The sequence below is a fragment of the Streptomyces sp. NPDC025651 genome (assembly GCF_055558735.1).
In genome coordinates, this window is record NZ_JBVHLZ010000001.1 from 532278 (window position 1) to 551210 (window position 18933).

18 protein-coding genes and 2 tRNA genes are annotated in these 18933 nt (G+C 71.1%); 16 read left to right on the plus strand and 4 right to left on the minus strand.

The annotated features are described in order from the left end of the window. The 3 genes from ACZ4D5_RS02265 (at position 1) to ACZ4D5_RS02275 (ending at position 3230) form a co-directional block, all read left to right on the plus strand. A complete protein-coding gene (locus ACZ4D5_RS02265; RefSeq protein WP_467770417.1) occupies positions 1-1293 on the plus strand; it encodes a glutamate-5-semialdehyde dehydrogenase in 1293 nt (430 codons plus the stop codon). Positions 1294-1416: 123 nt separating this feature from the next. Beyond that, entirely contained in the window at positions 1417-2031 is a 615-nt protein-coding gene (locus ACZ4D5_RS02270) for an SCO2584 family spore wall biosynthesis protein (protein WP_467770418.1), read from the plus strand. Between the two features lie 113 nt (positions 2032-2144). Next, the gene (locus ACZ4D5_RS02275) at positions 2145-3230 is read left to right on the plus strand and encodes an SCO2583 family membrane protein (protein WP_467770419.1); all 1086 of its coding nucleotides are present in this window, start codon (positions 2145-2147) and stop codon (positions 3228-3230) included. A gap of 3 nt (positions 3231-3233) precedes the next feature. Here ACZ4D5_RS02275 and ACZ4D5_RS02280 read toward each other — a convergent pair whose 3' ends face one another. Next, positions 3234-4319 carry a M48 family metallopeptidase gene (locus tag ACZ4D5_RS02280; RefSeq protein WP_467770420.1) on the minus strand — a complete coding sequence of 362 codons (1086 nt, stop codon included), beginning with the start codon at positions 4317-4319 and terminating at the stop codon, positions 3234-3236. 99 nt (positions 4320-4418) lie between these two features. On the opposite strand from ACZ4D5_RS02280, the gene ACZ4D5_RS02285 reads away from it, so the two are divergent. The 9 genes from ACZ4D5_RS02285 (at position 4419) to ACZ4D5_RS02325 (ending at position 9484) form a co-directional block, all read left to right on the plus strand. Next, positions 4419-4757, plus strand: a complete 339-nt coding sequence (locus ACZ4D5_RS02285) for a hypothetical protein (RefSeq protein WP_467771513.1) — start codon at positions 4419-4421, stop codon at positions 4755-4757. 86 nt (positions 4758-4843) lie between these two features. Beyond that, a complete protein-coding gene (locus tag ACZ4D5_RS02290) occupies positions 4844-5008 on the plus strand; it encodes a hypothetical protein (RefSeq protein WP_362339618.1) in 165 nt (54 codons plus the stop codon). Between the two features lie 42 nt (positions 5009-5050). Further along, a complete protein-coding gene (gene nadD, locus ACZ4D5_RS02295) occupies positions 5051-5689 on the plus strand; it encodes a nicotinate-nucleotide adenylyltransferase (RefSeq protein ID WP_055702806.1) in 639 nt (212 codons plus the stop codon). A 16-nt stretch (positions 5690-5705) separates the two neighbouring features. Beyond that, positions 5706-7409: an LCP family protein gene (locus tag ACZ4D5_RS02300; RefSeq protein ID WP_467770421.1), complete on the plus strand. Its 1704-nt coding sequence runs from the start codon at positions 5706-5708 to the stop codon at positions 7407-7409. Positions 7410-7507: 98 nt separating this feature from the next. Continuing rightward, positions 7508-7951, plus strand: a complete 444-nt coding sequence (rsfS, locus tag ACZ4D5_RS02305; RefSeq protein ID WP_467770422.1) for a ribosome silencing factor — start codon at positions 7508-7510, stop codon at positions 7949-7951. After that, positions 7948-8589, plus strand: a complete 642-nt coding sequence (locus ACZ4D5_RS02310) for a histidine phosphatase family protein (protein ID WP_467770423.1) — start codon at positions 7948-7950, stop codon at positions 8587-8589. The genes rsfS and ACZ4D5_RS02310 overlap by 4 nt, the downstream gene beginning before the upstream one ends. Before the next feature lie 137 nt (positions 8590-8726). Then, positions 8727-8799: transfer RNA gene (locus ACZ4D5_RS02315), tRNA-Ala, on the plus strand. Between the two features lie 265 nt (positions 8800-9064). Further along, positions 9065-9247 (plus strand): hypothetical protein, encoded by a 183-nt coding sequence (locus ACZ4D5_RS02320; RefSeq protein ID WP_467770424.1) that lies wholly within the window; start codon positions 9065-9067, stop codon positions 9245-9247. Between the two features lie 3 nt (positions 9248-9250). Further along, a complete protein-coding gene (locus tag ACZ4D5_RS02325) occupies positions 9251-9484 on the plus strand; it encodes a hypothetical protein (RefSeq protein ID WP_467770425.1) in 234 nt (77 codons plus the stop codon). 7 nt (positions 9485-9491) lie between these two features. Here the strand turns inward: ACZ4D5_RS02325 and ACZ4D5_RS02330 are convergent, their stop codons facing one another. Continuing rightward, positions 9492-10721 carry a glycosyltransferase 87 family protein gene (locus ACZ4D5_RS02330; protein WP_467770426.1) on the minus strand — a complete coding sequence of 410 codons (1230 nt, stop codon included), beginning with the start codon at positions 10719-10721 and terminating at the stop codon, positions 9492-9494. A gap of 122 nt (positions 10722-10843) precedes the next feature. Between ACZ4D5_RS02330 and ACZ4D5_RS02335 the strand changes: the two genes are divergently transcribed. After that, positions 10844-10916: transfer RNA gene (locus ACZ4D5_RS02335), tRNA-Ala, on the plus strand. Between the two features lie 88 nt (positions 10917-11004). Here the strand turns inward: ACZ4D5_RS02335 and ACZ4D5_RS02340 are convergent. Both ACZ4D5_RS02340 and ACZ4D5_RS02345 read right to left on the minus strand, forming a co-directional pair. Then, entirely contained in the window at positions 11005-12597 is a 1593-nt protein-coding gene (locus ACZ4D5_RS02340; RefSeq protein WP_467770427.1) for a ferredoxin, read from the minus strand. Continuing rightward, entirely contained in the window at positions 12594-13778 is a 1185-nt protein-coding gene (locus ACZ4D5_RS02345) for a cytochrome b/b6 domain-containing protein (protein ID WP_467770428.1), read from the minus strand. The genes ACZ4D5_RS02340 and ACZ4D5_RS02345 overlap by 4 nt, the downstream gene beginning before the upstream one ends. A 396-nt stretch (positions 13779-14174) precedes the next feature. Here ACZ4D5_RS02345 and leuS point away from each other — a divergent pair, with 396 nt between their 5' ends. The 3 genes from leuS to ACZ4D5_RS02360 all read left to right on the plus strand — a co-directional run bounded on the left by leuS (position 14175) and on the right by ACZ4D5_RS02360 (position 18833). Then, complete coding sequence (gene leuS, locus ACZ4D5_RS02350) at positions 14175-17075, plus strand: leucine--tRNA ligase (RefSeq protein WP_467770429.1); 2901 nt, start codon at positions 14175-14177, stop codon at positions 17073-17075. A gap of 117 nt (positions 17076-17192) precedes the next feature. Then, positions 17193-17936, plus strand: coding sequence for a hypothetical protein (locus ACZ4D5_RS02355; protein WP_467770430.1), 744 nt, complete (start codon positions 17193-17195; stop codon positions 17934-17936). Between the two features lie 51 nt (positions 17937-17987). Next, positions 17988-18833: a DegV family protein gene (locus ACZ4D5_RS02360; protein WP_467770431.1), complete on the plus strand. Its 846-nt coding sequence runs from the start codon at positions 17988-17990 to the stop codon at positions 18831-18833. The last annotated feature ends 100 nt before the right edge of the window (positions 18834-18933 follow it).

Sequence of the window (18933 nt, forward strand, 5' to 3'; positions counted from 1 at the left end):
ATGACGTCGCTCTCTCCCGTCTCGCCCTACGACAACCTCTCGCCGGTCGCCCAGGCCGCCTACCGCGCCCGCGGCGCCGCCGCCACGCTCGCGCCGCTGCCACGCGCCGCCAAGGACGACGCGCTGCTCGCGATCGCCGACGCCCTCGAGGTGCGCACCGCCGAGATCGTCGAGGCCAACGGCAAGGACACCGCGCGCGCCCGCGAGGCCGGGACCAGCGAGGCGATCGTCGACCGGCTCACCCTCACCCCCGAGCGGGTCCGCGCCATCGCCGCCGACGTGCGCGACGTGGCCGCCCTGCCCGACCCGGTCGGCGAGGTCGTCCGCGGCTCGACGCTGCCCAACGGCATCGACCTGCGCCAGGTCCGGGTCCCGCTCGGCGTCGTCGGGATCATCTACGAGGCCCGTCCGAACGTCACCGTGGACGCGGCCGCCCTCTGTCTGAAGTCGGGCAACGCCGTGCTGCTGCGGGGCTCGTCATCGGCGTACGAATCCAACACGGCCCTCGTGCGCGTCCTGCGCGACGCGGTGCACGGCGCGGGCCTGCCCGCCGACGCCGTCCAGCTCGTCCCGGGCGAAAGCCGCGACTCCGTACGGGAGTTGATGCGCGCCCGCGGCCTCGTCGACGTGCTCATCCCGCGCGGCGGCGCCTCGCTGATCAAGACCGTCGTCGAGGAGTCCACCGTCCCGGTCATCGAGACCGGCACCGGCAACTGCCATGTGTACGTGGACGCGCGGGCCGACCTCGACATGGCCGTCGACATCCTGATCAACTCCAAGGCCCAGCGCCCCAGCGTCTGCAACGCCGCCGAGACGCTGCTCGTGCACAAGGACATCGCCGACGCGTTCCTGCCGCGCGCCCTCGACGCCCTCGCGGAGGCCGGCGTCACCGTCCACGCCGACGAGCGCGTCCTCGCGTACGCCGACGCCTCCAAGGCCACCGTCGTGCCCGCGACCACCGAGGACTGGGAGACCGAGTACCTCTCGTACGACATCGCGGCCGCCGTCGTCGACACCCTGGAGCAGGCCGTCGAGCACATCCGGCTGTGGACCTCGGGGCACACGGAGGCCATCGTCACCACCTCCCAGCAGGCCGCGCGCCGCTTCACGCAGCTCGTGGACTCCACGACGGTCGCGGTGAACGCCTCGACGCGCTTCACCGACGGCGGTCAGTTCGGCTTCGGCGCCGAGATCGGCATCTCCACGCAGAAGCTGCACGCGCGCGGCCCGATGGGGCTGCCCGAGCTGACCTCGACGAAGTACATCGTGACGGGCGACGGGCACGTGCGCTGAGCCACGCGCGCCGAGGCATGTGCGCCGAGGCATGTGTGCTGAGCATGTGCGCCGAGCACATGTGCTGAGGTGAATTCCCTTACCGTCTGCCCAAATTGCCCCTCTCAGGTCTACCCTGGGAGGGTGCCGGAGGACGTGGGGGGCACGCCGTCGTTCCCTGACGGCTGGGAGCCCGACGACGACCGCGACCGCGGAGGTGCGGACGAAGAGTTCGCCTCCGTGGTCTTCGACGAGGACTTCGTACGGGCCGCGGAGATACATGAACCGACCGCCGTGGAACGGCTGTTGGCCGCCGCCCAGGCGCGCGCCGAGGCCTCCGAGGCGGAGGCCCGCAGGGCCCGCACCCGAGGCCCGGGCCACGACGCTTCGGACGACGAGTTCTACGAGGACGGCTTCGGCCCCGACGACGGCAGCGAGTTCGGCCGCGACGACGACCTCGACGAGGCCTACGAACACGACCCCCACGACAACGGGTACGGCCGCCCCGGCCGCCACCCCGGCAGCGTCCGCTGGCACCGCCCCGTCGCCTGGATGCTCGCCCTCCTGATGGGCATAGGCATGGTCGCCCTCGCCTTCACCGCCGTCTACCGCGGGGCCTCGTCCGGCAGCCAGGACCAGGTGCCCACCCCCGCCTCCACCGAGGTCGGACAGAGCGCCGACAAGAAGGCGTCGACGAGCCCCTCCGCCTCGGCCGAGTTCGGCCAGCCCGCGGTCCCCGCGGTGCCGCGCACACCCTGAGCGCACCCCCGCCGGGCCTGGCGCGTTCCCGCCGCACGCGCCCGTGAGGAGTTGTCAGAACTTGTCGTGTACCAGGGCGTTTACGTGACGGCCCGGAGACCTACCCTGAAAGTATGGGCGGGCCAGGAGATCCACCTGCGGGGACACCCGAGGGAGCTCCCAACGGTGGTGAGGACGAGTACCGATCCGTCGTCTTCGACGAGTCGTTCGTGCGCGCTGCGCGCCTCCAGGAGTACTCCGCACAGGAGCGCATGGGCGACCACGCGCGCGCCGTGCGCCGCCGCCCCGCGCTCCACAGGGCCCTGTCCCGACAGGCCGTCGTCCTCGTCGTACTGATCGTGGTGGCCTTCGGCACGGCGATCTACATGGGCGTACGCCACCCGTACCAGACCCCGGCGGCCAAGCGCCCCGAACCGCTGCGGATGACCGTGATACCGCTCGCCCCGCAGGGCCGCGTGCCCGGCTCGACGAGCGTCGCCGACCTCTACGCGCACAGCCCCGCCGCGCAGTTCCGGGTGGGTGCCGAAGGAGTCAACCTCCCTGCCGCGCGCCGCACTTCGCACTTCTCGGACAGTCAGGTGACGGCCGCGCTGACCACCGCCAAGGACTATCTCGTCGAGTCCTCGCTCGACCCCGACGTCCTCACCGGCGGCTCGGCGCGCTCCGCGCGGATCCTGCTCGACCCCGCGCAACTCGACCAGTTCGACCGGAGCTTCGCGCACCCCGTCGCCGACGGGCGGCACGCGGCCACCGGCTGGCTGGTGCGGTTCGACCCGGCGACGACCGCGCTCGCCGACCGGCGGGTCAGGGCGCAGGGCACGCTGCGGGCCGTCGAGACGGACAGGAACACCCTGGAGGTGACCTCGGACCACACATTCGTGTACGCGCTGCGGCCCGTCGCCAAGGGTGCCGGAGAGGACCGTGCCAAGGCGTCCCTGTTCACCGTCCGCCGCGAGCTGCACTTCCGCTTCGACCGCGACGACCTGCGGATGCACCAGGCGGAGCTGCTCACCTCCGCCGCGCAGGCGGGGCCGCTGGCCTGCGCGGCCGACACGGCGAACCACCTGCGGCCGCTGCTGGCCGGGCAGAAGGCGAAGGCGGGCGGCCCGGCAGGCACCGACCCGTACGCGACCGGGGACACGATGTCGCTGTGCGGGACGCTGGCGGCTTCGGCCCAGCCTTCGCTGTCCGCTTCCTGAGCCCTACTTGTCGTCGCCCGCAGGGGTGTTCCCGCCCTGGCCCGTGAACTTGCCGCGCAGCTTGCCGCCCAGGTCGCCCGCGCCGCCCGCGATGTCGCTGACCAGCTTCATCAGCGGGTCCTTGCTGTTGCGTACGTCATCGGCGTACGCGGACGCGGACTGCCGGAAGGAGTCGGAGACCGAGGTGTCCTTGTCCTCGTCGCGGCGCGGGTAGTGGCCGTCCATGATCCGCTGGAAGTCGCGGGACTCGGCCCACTTCTTCAGCTCGGCGGCGCGCACGGTGGTGAAGGGGTGCGTGCGCGGCAGCACGTTCAGGATCTTCAGCACGGAGTCGCGCAGGTCGCCCCCGGCCTCGTACTCCTCGGCCTGCTCCAGGAACGCGTCCACGTTCATCTCGTGCAGGTGGTTGCCGCCCGCGATCTTCATCAGGCCGCGCATCGACGCCCGCAGGTCCTGCCCGACCAGCAGGCCCGCCCGGTCCGCCGACAGCTCGGACTTGCGGAACCACTCGCGCAGCGCCGTCACGATCGCCATGATCGCGACGTTGCCGAGCGGGATCCACGCGACCTTGAGGGCGAGGTTCGTGAGGAACAGCAGGATCGTGCGGTAGACGGAGTGACCGGACAGGGCGTGGCCCACCTCGTGGCCGACGACCGCCCGCATCTCCTCCTCGTCGAGCAGCTCGACCAGGCCCGTCGTCACGACGATGATCGGCTCGTCCAGGCCGATGCACATCGCGTTCGGCACCGGGTCCTGGTTCACGTACATCGGCGGGACCTTCTCCAGGTCCAGGATGTAACAGGCGTCCCGCAGCATGGTGTTGAGGTGCGCGAACTGCGCGTCCGACACCCGCACCGAGTCCGAGAGGAACAGGAGCCGCAGGCTGCGCTCGGGCAGCAGGCCGCTGAGTGCCTTGAAGACCGTGTCGAAGCCGCTGAGCTTGCGCAGGGCCACCAGGGCCGAGCGGTCAGCCGGGTGTTCGTAGGCCCGCGACGAGATGCCGGGGAAGCGCCTGCGGTGCCGGCTCGGCACGTGTTCGTGGCCGCCGTTGGCGCCGTTCCCCTGGTCGCCGTGGTTGTCGTCGGTCATGCCGTATCCCCCATGTCTGGTCCTCTCGTGCCCCCGAGGTGGGGCCCAGCCTAGGCGGAGATACCGTGACAGGGCAGCACACAGAAGGAGTCTTCCGTCATGGAGCACAACCCTGGGGCCGACTGGCTCACGGAGGCGGCCAAGGCCGCGGAGCAGCAGGGGCCCGGCAATCTGCTGCGGATCGTGCTGATCGTCATGGTCGTCGGGTGCGTATTGGTGGGCTGGTTCCTGTTGCGTGGGTATCGGCAGGGGAATGAGGCGGGCCGCTTGTCTGAGGGGCGGACGTCTGAGGAGCGCACGTCTGAGGACCGGACATCTGATGAGCGCCCGTCTGAGGACCGCACGTCTGATGAGCGCCCGTCTGAGGGCCGGACGTCTGAGGACCGCTCGTCTGAGGACCGCACGTCAGACAAGGGCGCGGACAGCCGCAACGGCTGAGTCGGCGTGAGCCGGAGCGAGGCCCCCGCTTACGATGGGCCCGAAGTCTTTATGTCCATCCCACCTCCGGATAGGTCCTGCCTGAGATGAGCCTCCACAGCACCGCCGCCCAGCTGGTCACTCTCGCCTCCGAGGGCGGCGAGCACGGCGGCAACCACGAAAGCCTCAGCCCTCTCCTCACGGGCGGCGGCGCCTTCGTCGCGCTCATGCTGCTCCTGTGGATCACCACGCGCTTCAACCGGGACCGCTAGCCGGATCAGGGCCCGTCGACCGGGCCGGTAGGGTCTGCACGCATGGGAGAGCAGGACATGCCTACCGGTCCGGGGACCGGTCCGGTGAGCAACGGCAAGCGCCGCCTGGGCGTCATGGGCGGAACGTTTGATCCGATCCACCACGGACACCTCGTGGCGGCCAGCGAGGTCGCCGCGCAATTCCACCTCGACGAGGTGGTGTTCGTGCCGACCGGCCAGCCGTGGCAGAAGAGCGACAAGCAGGTGTCACCTGCCGAGGACCGCTATCTGATGACGGTCATCGCGACCGCCGAGAACCCCCAGTTCTCGGTGAGCCGCATCGACATCGACCGCGGCGGGGCGACCTACACCACGGACACGCTGCGCGATCTGCGCGCCCTCAACCCCGACACGGACCTCTTCTTCATCACGGGCGCCGACGCCCTCGGCCAGATCCTCACCTGGCGGGACACGGAAGAGCTGTTCTCCCTCGCGCACTTCATCGGGGTCACCCGGCCGGGTCATACGCTGGCCGACCCCGGCCTGCCGAAGGGCGGCGTCTCCCTGGTGGAGGTGCCGGCCCTGGCCATCTCCTCCACGGACTGCCGCGCGCGGGTCGCCAAGGGGGACCCCGTCTGGTACCTGGTGCCGGACGGTGTGGTGCGTTACATCGACAAGCGCGAGCTGTACCGCGGCGAATGAGCCGAGAGGGGCACCGGTGAACGACCGACAGTACGACCCGTATGCGGGCAGCGATCCGTATGCGGGCGAGTACGCGGCTGATCAGTACCAGGTCGTCGGGTACGACGAGTACGGGCGGCCGGTGTACCAGCAGGTGCAGCCGCAGGTGCCCCCGCAGCAGTCTCACCAGCAGCAGTCCCAGGGCTACGGGTACGACCCGTATGCGAGTGGGCAGCAGCAGGGATACCAGGCCGGGTACGACAACGGTCCCTATGACGCGTACGGGAGTTCAGGGACCTCGTACGACACCGGCTGGATTCCGCAACAGCAACAGCAACAGCAACAACACCAACCGCAGCAGCATCAGCAAGCGCAGCCGCAGCGGGCGCCTCAGTCGGCGCGTGAAGCCGTGCCCGAGCCCGCGCCTGAGCCCGCGCGGCATGAGCAGCCGCGCGAACAACCCCGTGAACAGCCCCGCGAGTACAAGACCGAGCAGTTCTCCTTCATCGAGGAGCCGGACGAGGACTCCGAAGACGTCATCGACTGGCTGAAGTTCACCGAGAGCCGCACCGAGCGGCGCGAGGAGGCCAAGCGCCGCGGGCGCTCCCGGGTCGTCGCGCTCGTCGTGGTCCTCGCGCTGGTCGTCGCGGGCGGCGTCGGATACCTGTGGTTCGCGGGCAAGCTGCCCGGCCAGTCGGACGACGAGGGCGGCGGCGCCGCGGCCACGGGACCGCAGAAGCGCGACGTCATCGTCGTCCACCTGCACAACACCAAGAGCAAGAACACCTCCACCGCGCTCCTGGTGGACAACGCCACCACCAAGCAGGGCGCCACCGTCCTGCTGCCCAACTCCCTTGCGGTGTCGGACGAGGACGGTACGCCGACGACGCTCGGCAAGTCCGTCGACGGCGACGGTTCCACCGGCACCCGCGAGTCGATCGACACGGTGCTCGGCACCTCGGTCGAGGGCACCTGGCGGCTGGACACCCCGTACCTGAACAACCTCGTCGAGCTCGTCGGCAACATCGACATCGACACGAACACCGACGTGCCCGACCCGAAGGCGAAGAGCGGCGAGGCGCCCCTCGTCAAGAAGGGCGAGCAGCAGACCCTGAGCGGTCCGATGGCCGTCGCGTACGCCACCTACCGTGCGCCCGGCGAGGCCGAGTCCGCGCAGCTGTCCCGCTTCGGCGCGGTCATGCAGGGCGTTCTGCGCAAGCTCTCCTCGGACCCGCAGGCGGCCACGACCACCGTCGAGTCGCTCGCGCAGATCCTCGACCCCTCGCTCAAGGAGAAGGACCTCGGAGCCTTCCTCGCCAAGCTCGCCGACCGCGCGAAGGGCGGCGACTACAAGACGACGCTGCTGCCCGTGCGGCAGGACGGCACGCTGACCGAGCGGGCGGCCGACACCGTGGTCGAGGACGTCCTCGGCGGCGCCGTGAAGAGCCCGGAGAAGGGCGATGCCGTGCGGGTCGGCGTCAAGAACGCCTCCGGCAAGAAGGACGCGGCCCAGGGCGCCAGGGTCTCCCTGGTCAATGGTGGCTACACCTTCATCGACGGCGGCTCGGTCCCCGCGGCCCAGCCCACCTCTCAGGTCACCTACGCCGACGAGGCCAAGAAGACGCAGGCCACCGAGGTCGCCAAGACGCTCGGCCTGCCGGCGAGCGCGGTCCGCAAGGGCAAGACGGCCTCGAACGCCGACGTCTCCGTCGTCCTCGGCCAGGACTACCGGGCCGGGTGAAGCCCTCCGCGCGGGGGCGGTGACGAAAACGTCTGGGGCGCCGTCGGCGGTCCGTGAGACCCTTGGGGTGTATCGACCATCCGAAGGAAAGCTCTCTAGTGACCGCCACGGACCGCTCCATCGAGCTCATCAACGTCGCCGCGCAGGCGGCTGCCGACAAGCTCGCGCACGACATCATCGCGTACGACGTCAGCGACGTGCTGTCGATCACGGACGCCTTCCTGCTCGCCTCCGCACCCAACGACCGCCAGGTCAAGTCGATCGTCGACGAGATCGAGGAGCAGCTGAACAAGCAGCTCGGCGCCAAGCCGGTCCGCCGCGAGGGCGACCGCGACGCCCGCTGGATCCTCCTCGACTACGTGGACATCGTGGTGCACGTCCAGCACAGCGAGGAGCGCGTCTTCTACGCCCTCGAGCGCCTGTGGAAGGACTGCCCCGAGATCGGGCTGCCCGACGACGCCAAGGCGACCCGCGGCAAGGCCGCCGAGCACGCCGAGCAGCAGGCCGCGGAGGAGGCCGACCTGGACGGTGAGCTGCGGTGAGCAACCGCGGCTGCCGGATCATCCTGTGGCGGCACGGCCAGACGTCCTGGAACCTGGAGCGCCGCTTCCAGGGCTCCACGGACATCGACCTGACCGAGACGGGCATCGCGCAGGCCAGGCGCGCCGCCCGGCTGCTCGCCTCCCTGAAGCCGGACGCCATCGTCGCCTCCGACCTCAAGCGCGCCGCGGCCACGGCCGGTGAACTCTCCGCGATCACCGGCCTCCCCGTCACGCACGAGGAGGCCCTCCAGGAGACGTACGCCGGTGAGTGGCAGGGCCTGACGCACGACGAGATCATCGCCCGCTTCGGCGAGCAGTACGCCGCGTGGAAGCGCGGCGAGCCGGTGCGCCGCGGCGGCGGCGAGCTGGAGACCGAGGTCGCCGACCGGGCCGCGCCCGTCGTCCTGCGCCATGCCGAGAAGCTGCCCGACAACGGCACGCTCGTGGTGGTCAGCCACGGCGGCACCATCCGCACCACGATCGGTCGCCTCCTCGGCCTGGAGTCCCACCACTGGGAGGGCCTCGGCGGTCTCTCCAACTGCTGCTGGTCGGTCCTCGGCCAGGGCGCGCGGGGCTGGCGCCTCCTTGAGCACAACGCAGGCACGCTGCCGGAACCGGTGCTCGGCGACGACGACTGAGCGCTCCGGAACCCCACTTCGGAGCCGCTCGGGAGCCGCTCCGGAGGGCCGCCGGACCCGGATTTCACATTCCGGCTGGTCGCAGGCTAAAGTTCTTCTTGTTCGCCCCGCCAAGCGGGGGGAACGGAAGAACACAAGGGGCTATAGCTCAGTTGGTAGAGCGCCTGCATGGCATGCAGGAGGTCAGGAGTTCAATTCTCCTTAGCTCCACAGTCCCGGAAATCCCGTCCCCATCAGGGGGCGGGATTTTCTGTTGCCTCCGTCGGCCCCGCTGTCTCCACTGCCTTCACCGTCTCCGTCGGCGGCGCTCGCGCTTCCGGGGGCGCGCTCCCGGTGTGCGCCTGCGCGCCGGATGTCGCGGCCGCACTCGGCGCCGTGTCCGGACTGGTACGAATGCGTCGCTGACCGGGTCGCTCAGACCGTGGCAGAATCGGACGGCCGGAAGGGGACGCAGCCCGACGGGAGGGAGAGCGCGATGCCTGCGAGCATCCTCGGAGAGGTCGACCGCCTCTTCGGCGAGGCGGCCGTACGAGAACGGGCCTCGCTGCGCACGCTCCTCAACTGCCCTTCCTGCGGCTCGTCCCACGTCGCCCAAGTACTCGGCGACAACGGCGGAGTCTCGTACGTGTGTACCGCCTGCGGCCACAGCTGGAGCTGATCGATGGGTGCACACAGGCGGAAATGCGACTGGTGCGGCAGTGGCACACCGATCGTCCGCGACATGGAACCGCTCAACCAGGAGTACCAGTACTGGTGCGAGGAGTGCGCACGGGCGCTGATCATAAAGGGCGACCCCATCGAGACGTACCGCGAACTCGAAGGGGAGCCGATCTACGGTCGGCTGCTGGACGAGCACTGCACGCTCAAGAGGTTCTACTCGTTCGCGACCGCGTGACCGGTCGTCACGGCGTGGTCGTCCGGGCCCCCGTGACCGTCCGCGAGCGCGCGGACGCGACCAGCAGGAACACAAAAGCGGTCACTACGTAGAGGGCCGACAGCGTCATCTGGCCAAGATTCTGGGCGAGTTCAAGCCGACCCGCCCCGTGCGGCACCCACCACAGGGCGTACGAGCAGAAGACCAGGCCGGCCACCCCGGCGACCGCCCACGGCGCCCGGCCGCCCCGGCGCGTCGCCTCCACGCCCAGCAGCAGCACCATCGGCACGCACCACACCCAGTGGTGCGACCACGACACCGGGCTCACCAGGAGCGCCGTCGCCGCACAGGCGAGCGCCGCCCAGGCCCGCTCCCCGCGCAGCGCCGAGGCCACCGCGACCGCGAGGCCGAGCAGGCCGACCACGGCGGCGGCCAGGACCCACGCGCCGCCCGGCTCCCCGGTGTGCAGAAGCCGCGCGAGAACGCCGCGCAGCGACTGGTTCGCGGTGTCCTCGGCGAGCCCGACCCGGCCCGCCTCGAAGACCATGCGTGTCCAGAAGCGCCACGAGTCGTACGGCAGGACGGCGGCCGCGAGGAGCGTCGCGCCGGCGAACGACGCGGCGGCCACGCACGCGTGCCGCACGGCAGGCCGCCACGTGCCCCGCCGCGAGGCCTCAGCCGCCCCCGTGAGCAGCAGGAACACCGCGAAGAGCGCGGGCGTGAGCTTGATCGCCGCCGCGATGCCGACGCCCACGCCCGCCCAGCGGTGACCGGGGCGCCGGGACAGGTCCCACAGGACGAGGGCGGCGAGCAGCAGGTTGATCTGTCCGTACCGCAACGTCGTCCACACCGGCTCGCACCAGACGGCGAGCGCGGACACCCACAGGGCGCTCTCCGCGCGCGCGTGCCGCCCGTCGCCGATGAGCCGCAGGGAGAGGTGCACGAACGCGACTAGGAGCAGCAGGTTCCCCAGGGTCCCCAGGGTGCGCATGTCCGCCGTCTCCAGGAGCGTCAGCGGTGTGAACAGGAGGGCGGCGAACGGTGGGTACGTGGTGGGGAGATGGGCCTCGGTGGTGCGCAGCGCGTACAGGTCGCCGCCCGCGCGCACGGTCTCTCCCTCGGCCCGGTAGACCATGAGGTCGATCATCGAGACGTCTGCCGCGCGCTGGGCGATCCAGAAGGCCGTGAAGGACAGCAGGCAGGCTCCGGCGGCCAGGGGCACACGGCGGCGGGCGGCGGCGAGCGCGATCACGGTCACGACGGCTGACAGTACCGGGCGTATCGGTTGGTATCCGCCCAGACCGGAAACGATTTGGTGGAGCACGGGTAGGACCGTGTAATGTTGGCGGAGCCGCCGGGGAAACCGGGCGGACAAAGCAAGGGGCTATAGCTCAGTTGGTAGAGCGCCTGCATGGCATGCAGGAGGTCAGGAGTTCAATTCTCCTTAGCTCCACAGAAGATGAGAGCGGGCCACCCGAATCGGGTGGCCCGCTCTTTCGTTGTCGGCGGTTTCTCCGTTGCCGCCGGTCGTTCCTCGGCTGTCACTGCCTTCCGCTGCCCAGTGCCCTGCGGCCGCGTCCCGGAGGGAGCGCGGCCGGCAGCGACGGGCGGACCACGGGCGTCGCCTTCGGGTCCTCCTCGATGCGCAGGGCGAGCGCGGGGCAGCGGCGCACGGCGCGTGAGGCACGTGCTTCGGAGTAACGCGGTACGGAGGCTTCCGCCACCGAGGGGAAGCCGTCGGGGCCCAGCTGGATCAGCTCCGGGACGATGTCCGCGCACAGCCCGTGGCCCTGGCAGAGCGTCCAGTCGACGGCCAGCCTGCTGCCGCTGGGCGCCTCGGCCTGGGCGATCTCTTCCTGGAGAGGCAGGACGCCCTCGACGGGACGGCCGCAGCCGCCGCCCAGGACGTGCGCCGCCAGGTCGTCCGTGAACACCGAGACCGCCGATTCCAGGAAGGCCGCCGAGCCGTCCGGGTGCTTGCACGCGCCGCGCCGCTTCACGGCCCGGGTCACCTCGCGCAGCGCCTCGAGGGCGGTCGGGCCGCCGCCCTGCAGGACGTCCGCGAGGCCGCGGGCCGCCGCGGGGAGGCCGAGGTAGCAGGGACCGCACTGCCCGGAGCTCTCGGCGGCCAGCCAGTTCGCGACGTGCAGCGACTCCCCGAGCGGACAGGTGCCCTCGCCGATCGGCAGGATCGCCCCCGCGCCGAGCGCGCCCCCGCAGGCCTCCAGGGAGGCGCGGGAGACGACCGCGTCGTGTGCCGTGACGCCGTCGAGCCACTTGCCGTGATAGCCGCCCGTCAGCACCCCCTGGGGGAGCGCGGGCGCGCCGGCGAGCTGGAGGACGTACCGCAAGGGCACTCCGGTGGGGACCTCGACGACCATCGGCCGCGCGACCGCTCCGGAGAGGGTCAGCAGCACTGTGCCCGGCTCCTCGCGCAGGCCCGTGCGGCCGTAGCGGTCGGCGCCGGTCCGCGAGGCGACGGCGAGCTGGGCGAACGTCTCCGCGTTGGAGAGCAGGGTGGGTGCGCCGCCCACTCCGGAGTCGGACGTACGCACCTTGCGGCCCGGCGGTATCGGGGGGCCGCCGTCCGCCGAGCGGACCAGGGCGGAGGACTCCCCGGTGACCATGCGCACCGGATTGCGCTGCACGCGTGCGCGCAGGGGCGATCCGCGCCGGTTGCTCAGACCGCGCTCGGCGAGGGCGGCGCGCATCGAGGCCTCGGTGGAGTCGCGGGTCACGCCGACGACCAGAGTGCGGGCCCCGAGGGCCTCGGCGGCGAGCAGGGCGCCGTCCAGGATGAGGTGCGGGGCGCGGTTGATCAGGACGGTGTCCTTGCGGCAGGCGGGCTCGTCCTCGCTGCCGTTGACGACCACCACAGGGCGTACGCCGCGACGGATCGCCGCGTCGGCGACGGCCCGCAGCTTGTGCGCGAAGGGGAAGCCCGCGCCGCCCCGGCCGCGCAGCACGATGTCCTCGGCGAGGCGGGCGAGCGGCTCGCCCGCCATGGGTTCGAGGGGACCGTGCACCTTCAGGTGCATGCCGAGGTCGAGGCGTTCGACGAGATCGAACCCCGAGGTGAGCAACGGCAGGCCGACGACGCGGACTTCGGGGACGTCGGGCAGTGACGCGTTCACGGGTGGCCTCCGGTGGCGGCGTTCCAGGGCTCGCCCGAGCTGGGGGCCTGAAAGGGCCGGGGCAGCGGTTCGGTGGCGGGGCCGCTGTCGTACGCGGGGTCGAGGGCGGGCTCGTACGCGGAGTCGGCGAACGGCTCGTACGCGGGGTCGTAGACGGGCTGGGGAGCGGTGTCGTACGTGGGCTGGGGCGCCACGTAGGGCGACTCGACGGGGGGTGGGGGCGACGGCGCGGGCCACCGCCCGGCGGGTTCGGTGCGGGGCAGGGTGCCGGTGGGGTACGGGGCCGAGGCGGGCGCCAGCGCGCGGTAGGCGGCCGAGATGCCGACGGCCGGGTCCGGGGCGGAGACGGCGGCGGTCGAGCCGGGCAGCGGGGCGAAGGCGGTGTCCCGCGCGGGCGGCTCTTCCCTGAGCGAGTCGAAAGCGGTGTCCCGCGCGCGGGGCTCCTGGCGGGGCGGGGCGCCGCGCTCGGGCTCCAGCAGGGCCAGGATCCGGGCGGCGACCTTCCGCTTGACCGGGCGGGGTGCCGCACGCAGCGCGACGGCCCCGGCGACCGCGACCAGGCACAGGCAGTACAGGGCGGTCACCCACGGCTTCGGCGGACGCCCCGCGTACAGGCCGTGGAGCAGCGCGGCGCACCAGGCGGGGTAGGCGAGCATGTGCAGCGCCCGCCAGCGCGACGCGATCCGCGCGGGGGAGGCGAAGGCACTCCGAAGGGCGCCGGTGACGCCCGTGGCGACCATGAGGAGGCCGGCCAGCGAGCCGAGGCCGATGAGCCCGGCGCTGCCGGAGACGCCGAGCCCGAAGGGCAGCAGGGCGCCGAGGAGCGACACGTGGTCGAGCGCGACCTTGACGGTGCCGTGCAGCAGCAGGAAGCCGATGGAGGCGACCGCCGTCGTCCGGTGCACGGCCTGGGCGAGCAGGCGCTGGCGCGAGTGGAGGAACAGGCGGTCCGTGGCGACCAGGCCCCAGACCACGGAGGCGGTGAGCGAGACCAGGCACAGGACGCCGGTGGTGAAGTCGAGGGCGGCACGGAAGCGGTCGCTGCCGACGAGGACGAGCAGGGGTATCAGGAGCAGGACTCCGGCGCCCAGGGCCCGTGACGGGGGTAAGGAGCGCGGGGGTGAGGGCCTTGCCGAAAGGGGGAGGGAACGGCTCTTGCGATGAGGGTGCAGAGGGTTCATGGGGGCGGCTCCGAAATGGTTCGGTCCCGCCGCATGCTAAGTCGCTCCATACCGGTGGGTACGGGGTTTGAGTTATTGCGTTGTTATCAAAGCGCGACGCGATCTTGGTGTTGCCCCGTTAGGGGGCGGTACGCGGAGTAATCCTTGGCCAAGGGTGGTGGTCGGGCCCTTCGGGGGCCGCGCGGGGAAGCTCGTCGCGGGCCGCGTGAGGGCTGCGGTACCCTGACGCCATGCGTGCCGTACGCCTTCTGCTTAGCGGGCCGCGCTGATCAGTCCCGACCGCCGGTGAATCGCGGTCGGAATCGGCGCGGCGTCCCCTCCTGTGCGAGGGGCATTTTTGTTTGACCAGGACGGTCAATTCCGCAGGCAGAGACGATCGATGGAGCTTTGAGGATCATGAGCGAGACGAATTCTGCTGCCGCCTCCGAGGTGGCCGCGCCGCACCGCTATACGGCCGCTCTGGCCGCCGAGATCGAGGCACGCTGGCAGGACTTCTGGGACGCCGACGGCACCTACGAGGCGCCGAACCCGAGCGGTGACATGGCCGCGCGGAGCGAGGCGGAGGCCGCTCTGGTCGCCAAGCCCAAGAAGTTCATCATGGACATGTTCCCGTACCCCTCCGGAGCGGGCCTGCACGTCGGCCACCCGCTGGGCTACATCGCCACGGACGTCTTCGCGCGCTTCCAGCGCATGAACGGCCACAACGTCCTGCACACCCTGGGCTTCGACGCGTTCGGCCTGCCCGCCGAGCAGTACGCCGTGCAGACGGGCACCCACCCTCGGGTCTCCACCGAGGCCAACATGGAGAACATGAAGGCGCAGCTGCGCTCCCTGGGCCTGGGCCACGACAAGCGCCGCTCGTTCGCGACGATCGACCCGGACTACTACAAGTGGACCCAGTGGATCTTCGTCCAGATCTTCAACTCCTGGTACGACGCCGACGCCAAGAGGGCCCGCCCCATCGCCGACCTGGTCGCCCAGTTCGACAGCGGTGAGCGCGCCGTACCGGACTCCACGCGCGCGTGGAGCGAGCTGAGCGCCTCGGAGCGCGCGGACGTGCTGAGCCGGTACCGCCTGGCGTACGCCTCCGACGCGCCCGTCAACTGGTGCCCCGGCCTGGGCACCGTCCTGGCCAACGAGGAGGTCACCGCCGACGGCCGTTCCGAGCGCGGCAACTTCCCCGTCTTCAAGGCCAAGCTGCGCCAGTGGAACATGCGCATCACCGCCTACGCCGACCGGCTGCTGGACGACCTGGACGCGCTGGACTGGCCCGAGGCCATCAAGCTGCAGCAGCGCAACTGGATCGGCCGCTCCGAAGGCGCCCGCGTGGACTTCCCCGTGGGCTCCGAGGGCGACGCCATCACCGTCTTCACCACCCGCCAGGACACCCTGTTCGGCGCGACCTACATGGTCCTGGCGCCCGAGCACGAGCTGGTCGACAAGGTCGTTCCCGCGGCCTGGCCCGAGGGCACCCACGAGGTGTGGACCGGCGGGCACGCGACGCCGGCCGAGGCCGTCGCCAAGTACCGCGCGTTCGCCGCGTCCAAGTCCGACGTCGAGCGCCAGGCCGACGCCAAGGAGAAGACCGGCGTCTTCACCGGCGTCTACGCCACCAACCCGGTCAGCGGCGAGCAGGTCCCGGTCTTCATCGCCGACTATGTCCTGATGGGCTACGGCACCGGCGCGATCATGGCCGTCCCCGCGCACGACAGCCGCGACTTCGCCTTCGCGCGCGCCTTCCACCTGCCGATGCACTGCGTCGTCGAGCCCTCCGACGACCGCGGCACCGACACCACGACGTGGGACGACGCCTTCTCCTCGTACGAGGCGAAGCTGATCAACTCCTCGAACGAGGAGATCTCCCTGGACGGCCTGGGCGTCGTCGACGCCAAGGCCCGCATCACCGGCTGGCTGGCCACCCGCGGCATCGGTGAGGGCACTGTCAACTTCCGCCTGCGCGACTGGCTGTTCAGCCGCCAGCGCTACTGGGGCGAGCCCTTCCCGATCGTCTACGACGAGGACGGCATCGCCCACTCGCTGCCCGAGTCGATGCTGCCCCTGGAGCTGCCGGAGGTCGACGACTACTCCCCGCGCACCTTCGACCCGGACGACGCGGACACCTCTCCGGAGACGCCCCTGTCCCGCAACGAGGACTGGGTCAACGTCACCCTGGACCTGGGCGACGGCCCCAAGAAGTACCGCCGCGAGACCAACACCATGCCCAACTGGGCGGGTTCGTGCTGGTACGAGCTGCGCTACCTGGACCCGCACAACGACCAGAAGATGGTCGACCCCGCCATCGAGCAGTACTGGATGGGCCCGCGCGAGGGGCAGCCGACCGGCGGCGTCGACCTGTACGTGGGCGGCGCCGAGCACGCGGTGCTGCACCTGCTGTACGCCCGCTTCTGGTCGAAGATCCTGTTCGACCTGGGCCACATCTCGTCGGCGGAGCCGTTCCACAAGCTGTACAACCAGGGCATGATCCAGGCCTACGTCTACCGGGACAGCCGCGGCTTCCCGGTGCCGGCGGCCGAGGTCGAGGAGCGCGACGGGAAGTTCTTCTTCGAGGGCGAGCCGGTCAAGCGCGAGCTGGGCAAGATGGGCAAGTCCCTGAAGAACGCCGTCACCCCGGACGAGATCTGCGAGGAGTACGGCGCGGACACCCTGCGTCTGTACGAGATGGCGATGGGCCCCCTGGACGTCTCCCGCCCCTGGGACACGCGTGCGGTGGTCGGCCAGTACCGCCTGCTGCAGCGTCTGTGGCGCCTGATCGTCGACGAGTCGACCGGTGAGGTCACCGTCGCGGACGTCGCCGAGTCGGACATCGACGAGGGCACCCTGCGCGCCCTGCACAAGGCGATCGACGGCGTGCGCCAGGACCTGGACGGCATGCGGTTCAACACCGCCATCGCCAAGATCACCGAGCTGAACAACCACCTGACGAAGGTCGGCGGCTCGATCCCGAAGTCCGTCGCGGAGCGCCTGGTGCTGCTGATCGCGCCGCTGGCCCCGCACGTCGCCGAGGAGCTGTGGCGCAAGCTGGGCCACACCGACTCGGTCGTCCACCAGGACTTCCCGGTCGCCGACCCGGCGTACGTCGTGGACGAGTCCGTGACCTGCGTCGTGCAGATCAAGGGCAAGGTCAAGGCGCGCCTGGAGGTCTCCCCGTCGATCTCCGACGCCGAGCTGGAGAAGGTGGCGCTGGCCGACGAGAAGGTCGTGGCGGCGCTGGACGGCGCAGGGATCCGCAAGGTGATCGTGCGGGCGCCGAAGCTGGTGAACATCGTCCCCGCGTAGCGGCATCGGGGTCTTCCCTTACGGGCAGGTTGGGGGTTCTGTTGGAACCTCCGGCCTGCCTTCTCCGTTTACGGTGGAGTGGACCGCTGGAGCGGACCGGACACGGAGAGGATCGCCATGGAAGCCTTGGTCGCGATCGTGGCGCTGCTTGTCGTGCTGTTCTTGGTGCTGGGGGTCTACGCAACGGTGAAGGTCGTCAAGGCGGCCAAGCGAGGCGTGGACCGCACCATCACGGAAGCCCGCCGGACGGTGGAGGACACCACGCTCCGGGCGAAGAGCTTCGCGCAGGTCGGCACCGCCGGTGAACTGGCCCAGCTGCGGCTCTCGTTGCGCACGTCCATGCGGTCCACGCAGGACGTCCTGCACGCGGGCGTGGCCGAGGACGCCTCCCTGAAGGAGTCCCTGCAGCTCTTCGAGCGGCTCAGCGCGCACGGCCACGAGCTGGACGACGAGCTCCGGCGCCTGGAGCGCGACCCGGACAAGAGCGCCCTGGTCGAGCGCCTCCCCGAACTGCGGGAGCGCACGGAGCAGATCACGAAGGCGGCGGACTCGCTGCGGTGGTCGGCGCGTGACCGGGCCCGCCGGTTCGCCAATGACGACCTGGACTCCCTGAGCACCCAGATCGACATGGAGGCGGGCGCCCTGCGGCACTGGACGACGGAGCCCCCGCCCGCCCAGACCCCCGCCGCGTGGCCCGAGCCCGCGCCCGCGCAGGGCAAGGACGCCGAGCAGACCTGGTCCGAGCCGTCCGAGTCCGCCCGGAAGGCGGCCCAGGAGCCGACGCGTCCCGCGATCACTCCGCCCACCCCGCGGCCCACCTATCCCTGGGAGAAGAAGGCCAAGCCCGAGAGCACGACCTGAGTGCAGGGGCCGGGCTGCCGCCCGAGGGTTCAGACGGGTAATCTCCAGCTCATGTCCCGCCATGTCGCGATCGTCACGGATTCAACGGCCTACCTGCCGCAGCGGACGATGGAGCGGCACGGCATCACCGCGGTGCCCCTGACCGTGGTCCTCGGCGATCAGGCGCTGGAGGAGGGCACCGAGATCTCGGCCCGCTCCCTCGCCCTGGCACTGCAGAAGCGGAAGCCGGTGACCACGTCCCGGCCCAGCCCCGAGCTCTTCGCCGAGACGTACCGGAAGGTCGCGGAGGCGGGCGCCACGGCCATCGTGTCGCTGCACCTGTCCGCGGAGTTCTCCGGGACGTACGACGCCGCGGTCCTCGCCGCGAAGGACGCGCCGGTGCCGGTGCGGGTGGTGGACACCGGCATGGTCGCGATGGCCCTCGGCTTCTGCGCCCTCGCGGCGGCGCAGGCAGCGGAGGCGGGCGACTCGGCGGAGGAGGCGGTGGCGGCGGCCGAGAAGCGGGCCGCGGGCACGTCCGCGTACTTCTACGTCGACACCCTCGACTATCTGCGCAGGGGCGGCCGCATCGGCGCCGCGCAGGCCCTGCTGGGTTCCGCGCTCGCCGTGAAGCCGCTGCTGAAGCTGGACGGCGGGCGCATCGACATGCTGGAGAAGGTGCGGACGGCGTCGAAGGCGATCGCCCGGCTCGAGGAGATCGTGGTCGAGCGGGCCGGCACCGGCCGTGTGGACGTCGCGGTGCATCATCTGGCGGCGCCGGAGCGGGCGTCGGCCCTCGCCGACCGGCTCCGCGAGCGGGTGCCGGGCCTTGCGGAGCTGCACGTCAGCGAGGTGGGCGCGGTGATCGGTGCGCACACGGGGCCGGGGCTCCTCGGGGCAGTGGTGTCGCCGCGCTGAGCCGCGGCAGGCGGATCCGTTCCCACGTGTGGGTGACGGAGTTGTCCACAACTCCCGGGTAATCCACGGGAATTGACCAAGGTCAACAACTTTTCCTCGC

Coding starts and splice junctions, on each gene's coding strand:
- ACZ4D5_RS02265 (WP_467770417.1), top strand. CDS start 1: ATGACGTCGCTCTCTCCCGTCTCGCCCTACGACAACCTCTCGCCGGTC.
- ACZ4D5_RS02275 (WP_467770419.1), top strand. CDS start 2,145: ATGGGCGGGCCAGGAGATCCACCTGCGGGGACACCCGAGGGAGCTCCC.
- ACZ4D5_RS02280 (WP_467770420.1), bottom strand. CDS start 4,319: ATGACCGACGACAACCACGGCGACCAGGGGAACGGCGCCAACGGCGGC.
- ACZ4D5_RS02285 (WP_467771513.1), top strand. CDS start 4,419: ATGGAGCACAACCCTGGGGCCGACTGGCTCACGGAGGCGGCCAAGGCC.
- ACZ4D5_RS02290 (WP_362339618.1), top strand. CDS start 4,844: ATGAGCCTCCACAGCACCGCCGCCCAGCTGGTCACTCTCGCCTCCGAG.
- nadD (WP_055702806.1), top strand. CDS start 5,051: ATGGGAGAGCAGGACATGCCTACCGGTCCGGGGACCGGTCCGGTGAGC.
- ACZ4D5_RS02320 (WP_467770424.1), top strand. CDS start 9,065: ATGCCTGCGAGCATCCTCGGAGAGGTCGACCGCCTCTTCGGCGAGGCG.
- ACZ4D5_RS02325 (WP_467770425.1), top strand. CDS start 9,251: ATGGGTGCACACAGGCGGAAATGCGACTGGTGCGGCAGTGGCACACCG.
- ACZ4D5_RS02345 (WP_467770428.1), bottom strand. CDS start 13,778: ATGAACCCTCTGCACCCTCATCGCAAGAGCCGTTCCCTCCCCCTTTCG.
- leuS (WP_467770429.1), top strand. CDS start 14,175: ATGAGCGAGACGAATTCTGCTGCCGCCTCCGAGGTGGCCGCGCCGCAC.
- ACZ4D5_RS02355 (WP_467770430.1), top strand. CDS start 17,193: ATGGAAGCCTTGGTCGCGATCGTGGCGCTGCTTGTCGTGCTGTTCTTG.
- ACZ4D5_RS02360 (WP_467770431.1), top strand. CDS start 17,988: ATGTCCCGCCATGTCGCGATCGTCACGGATTCAACGGCCTACCTGCCG.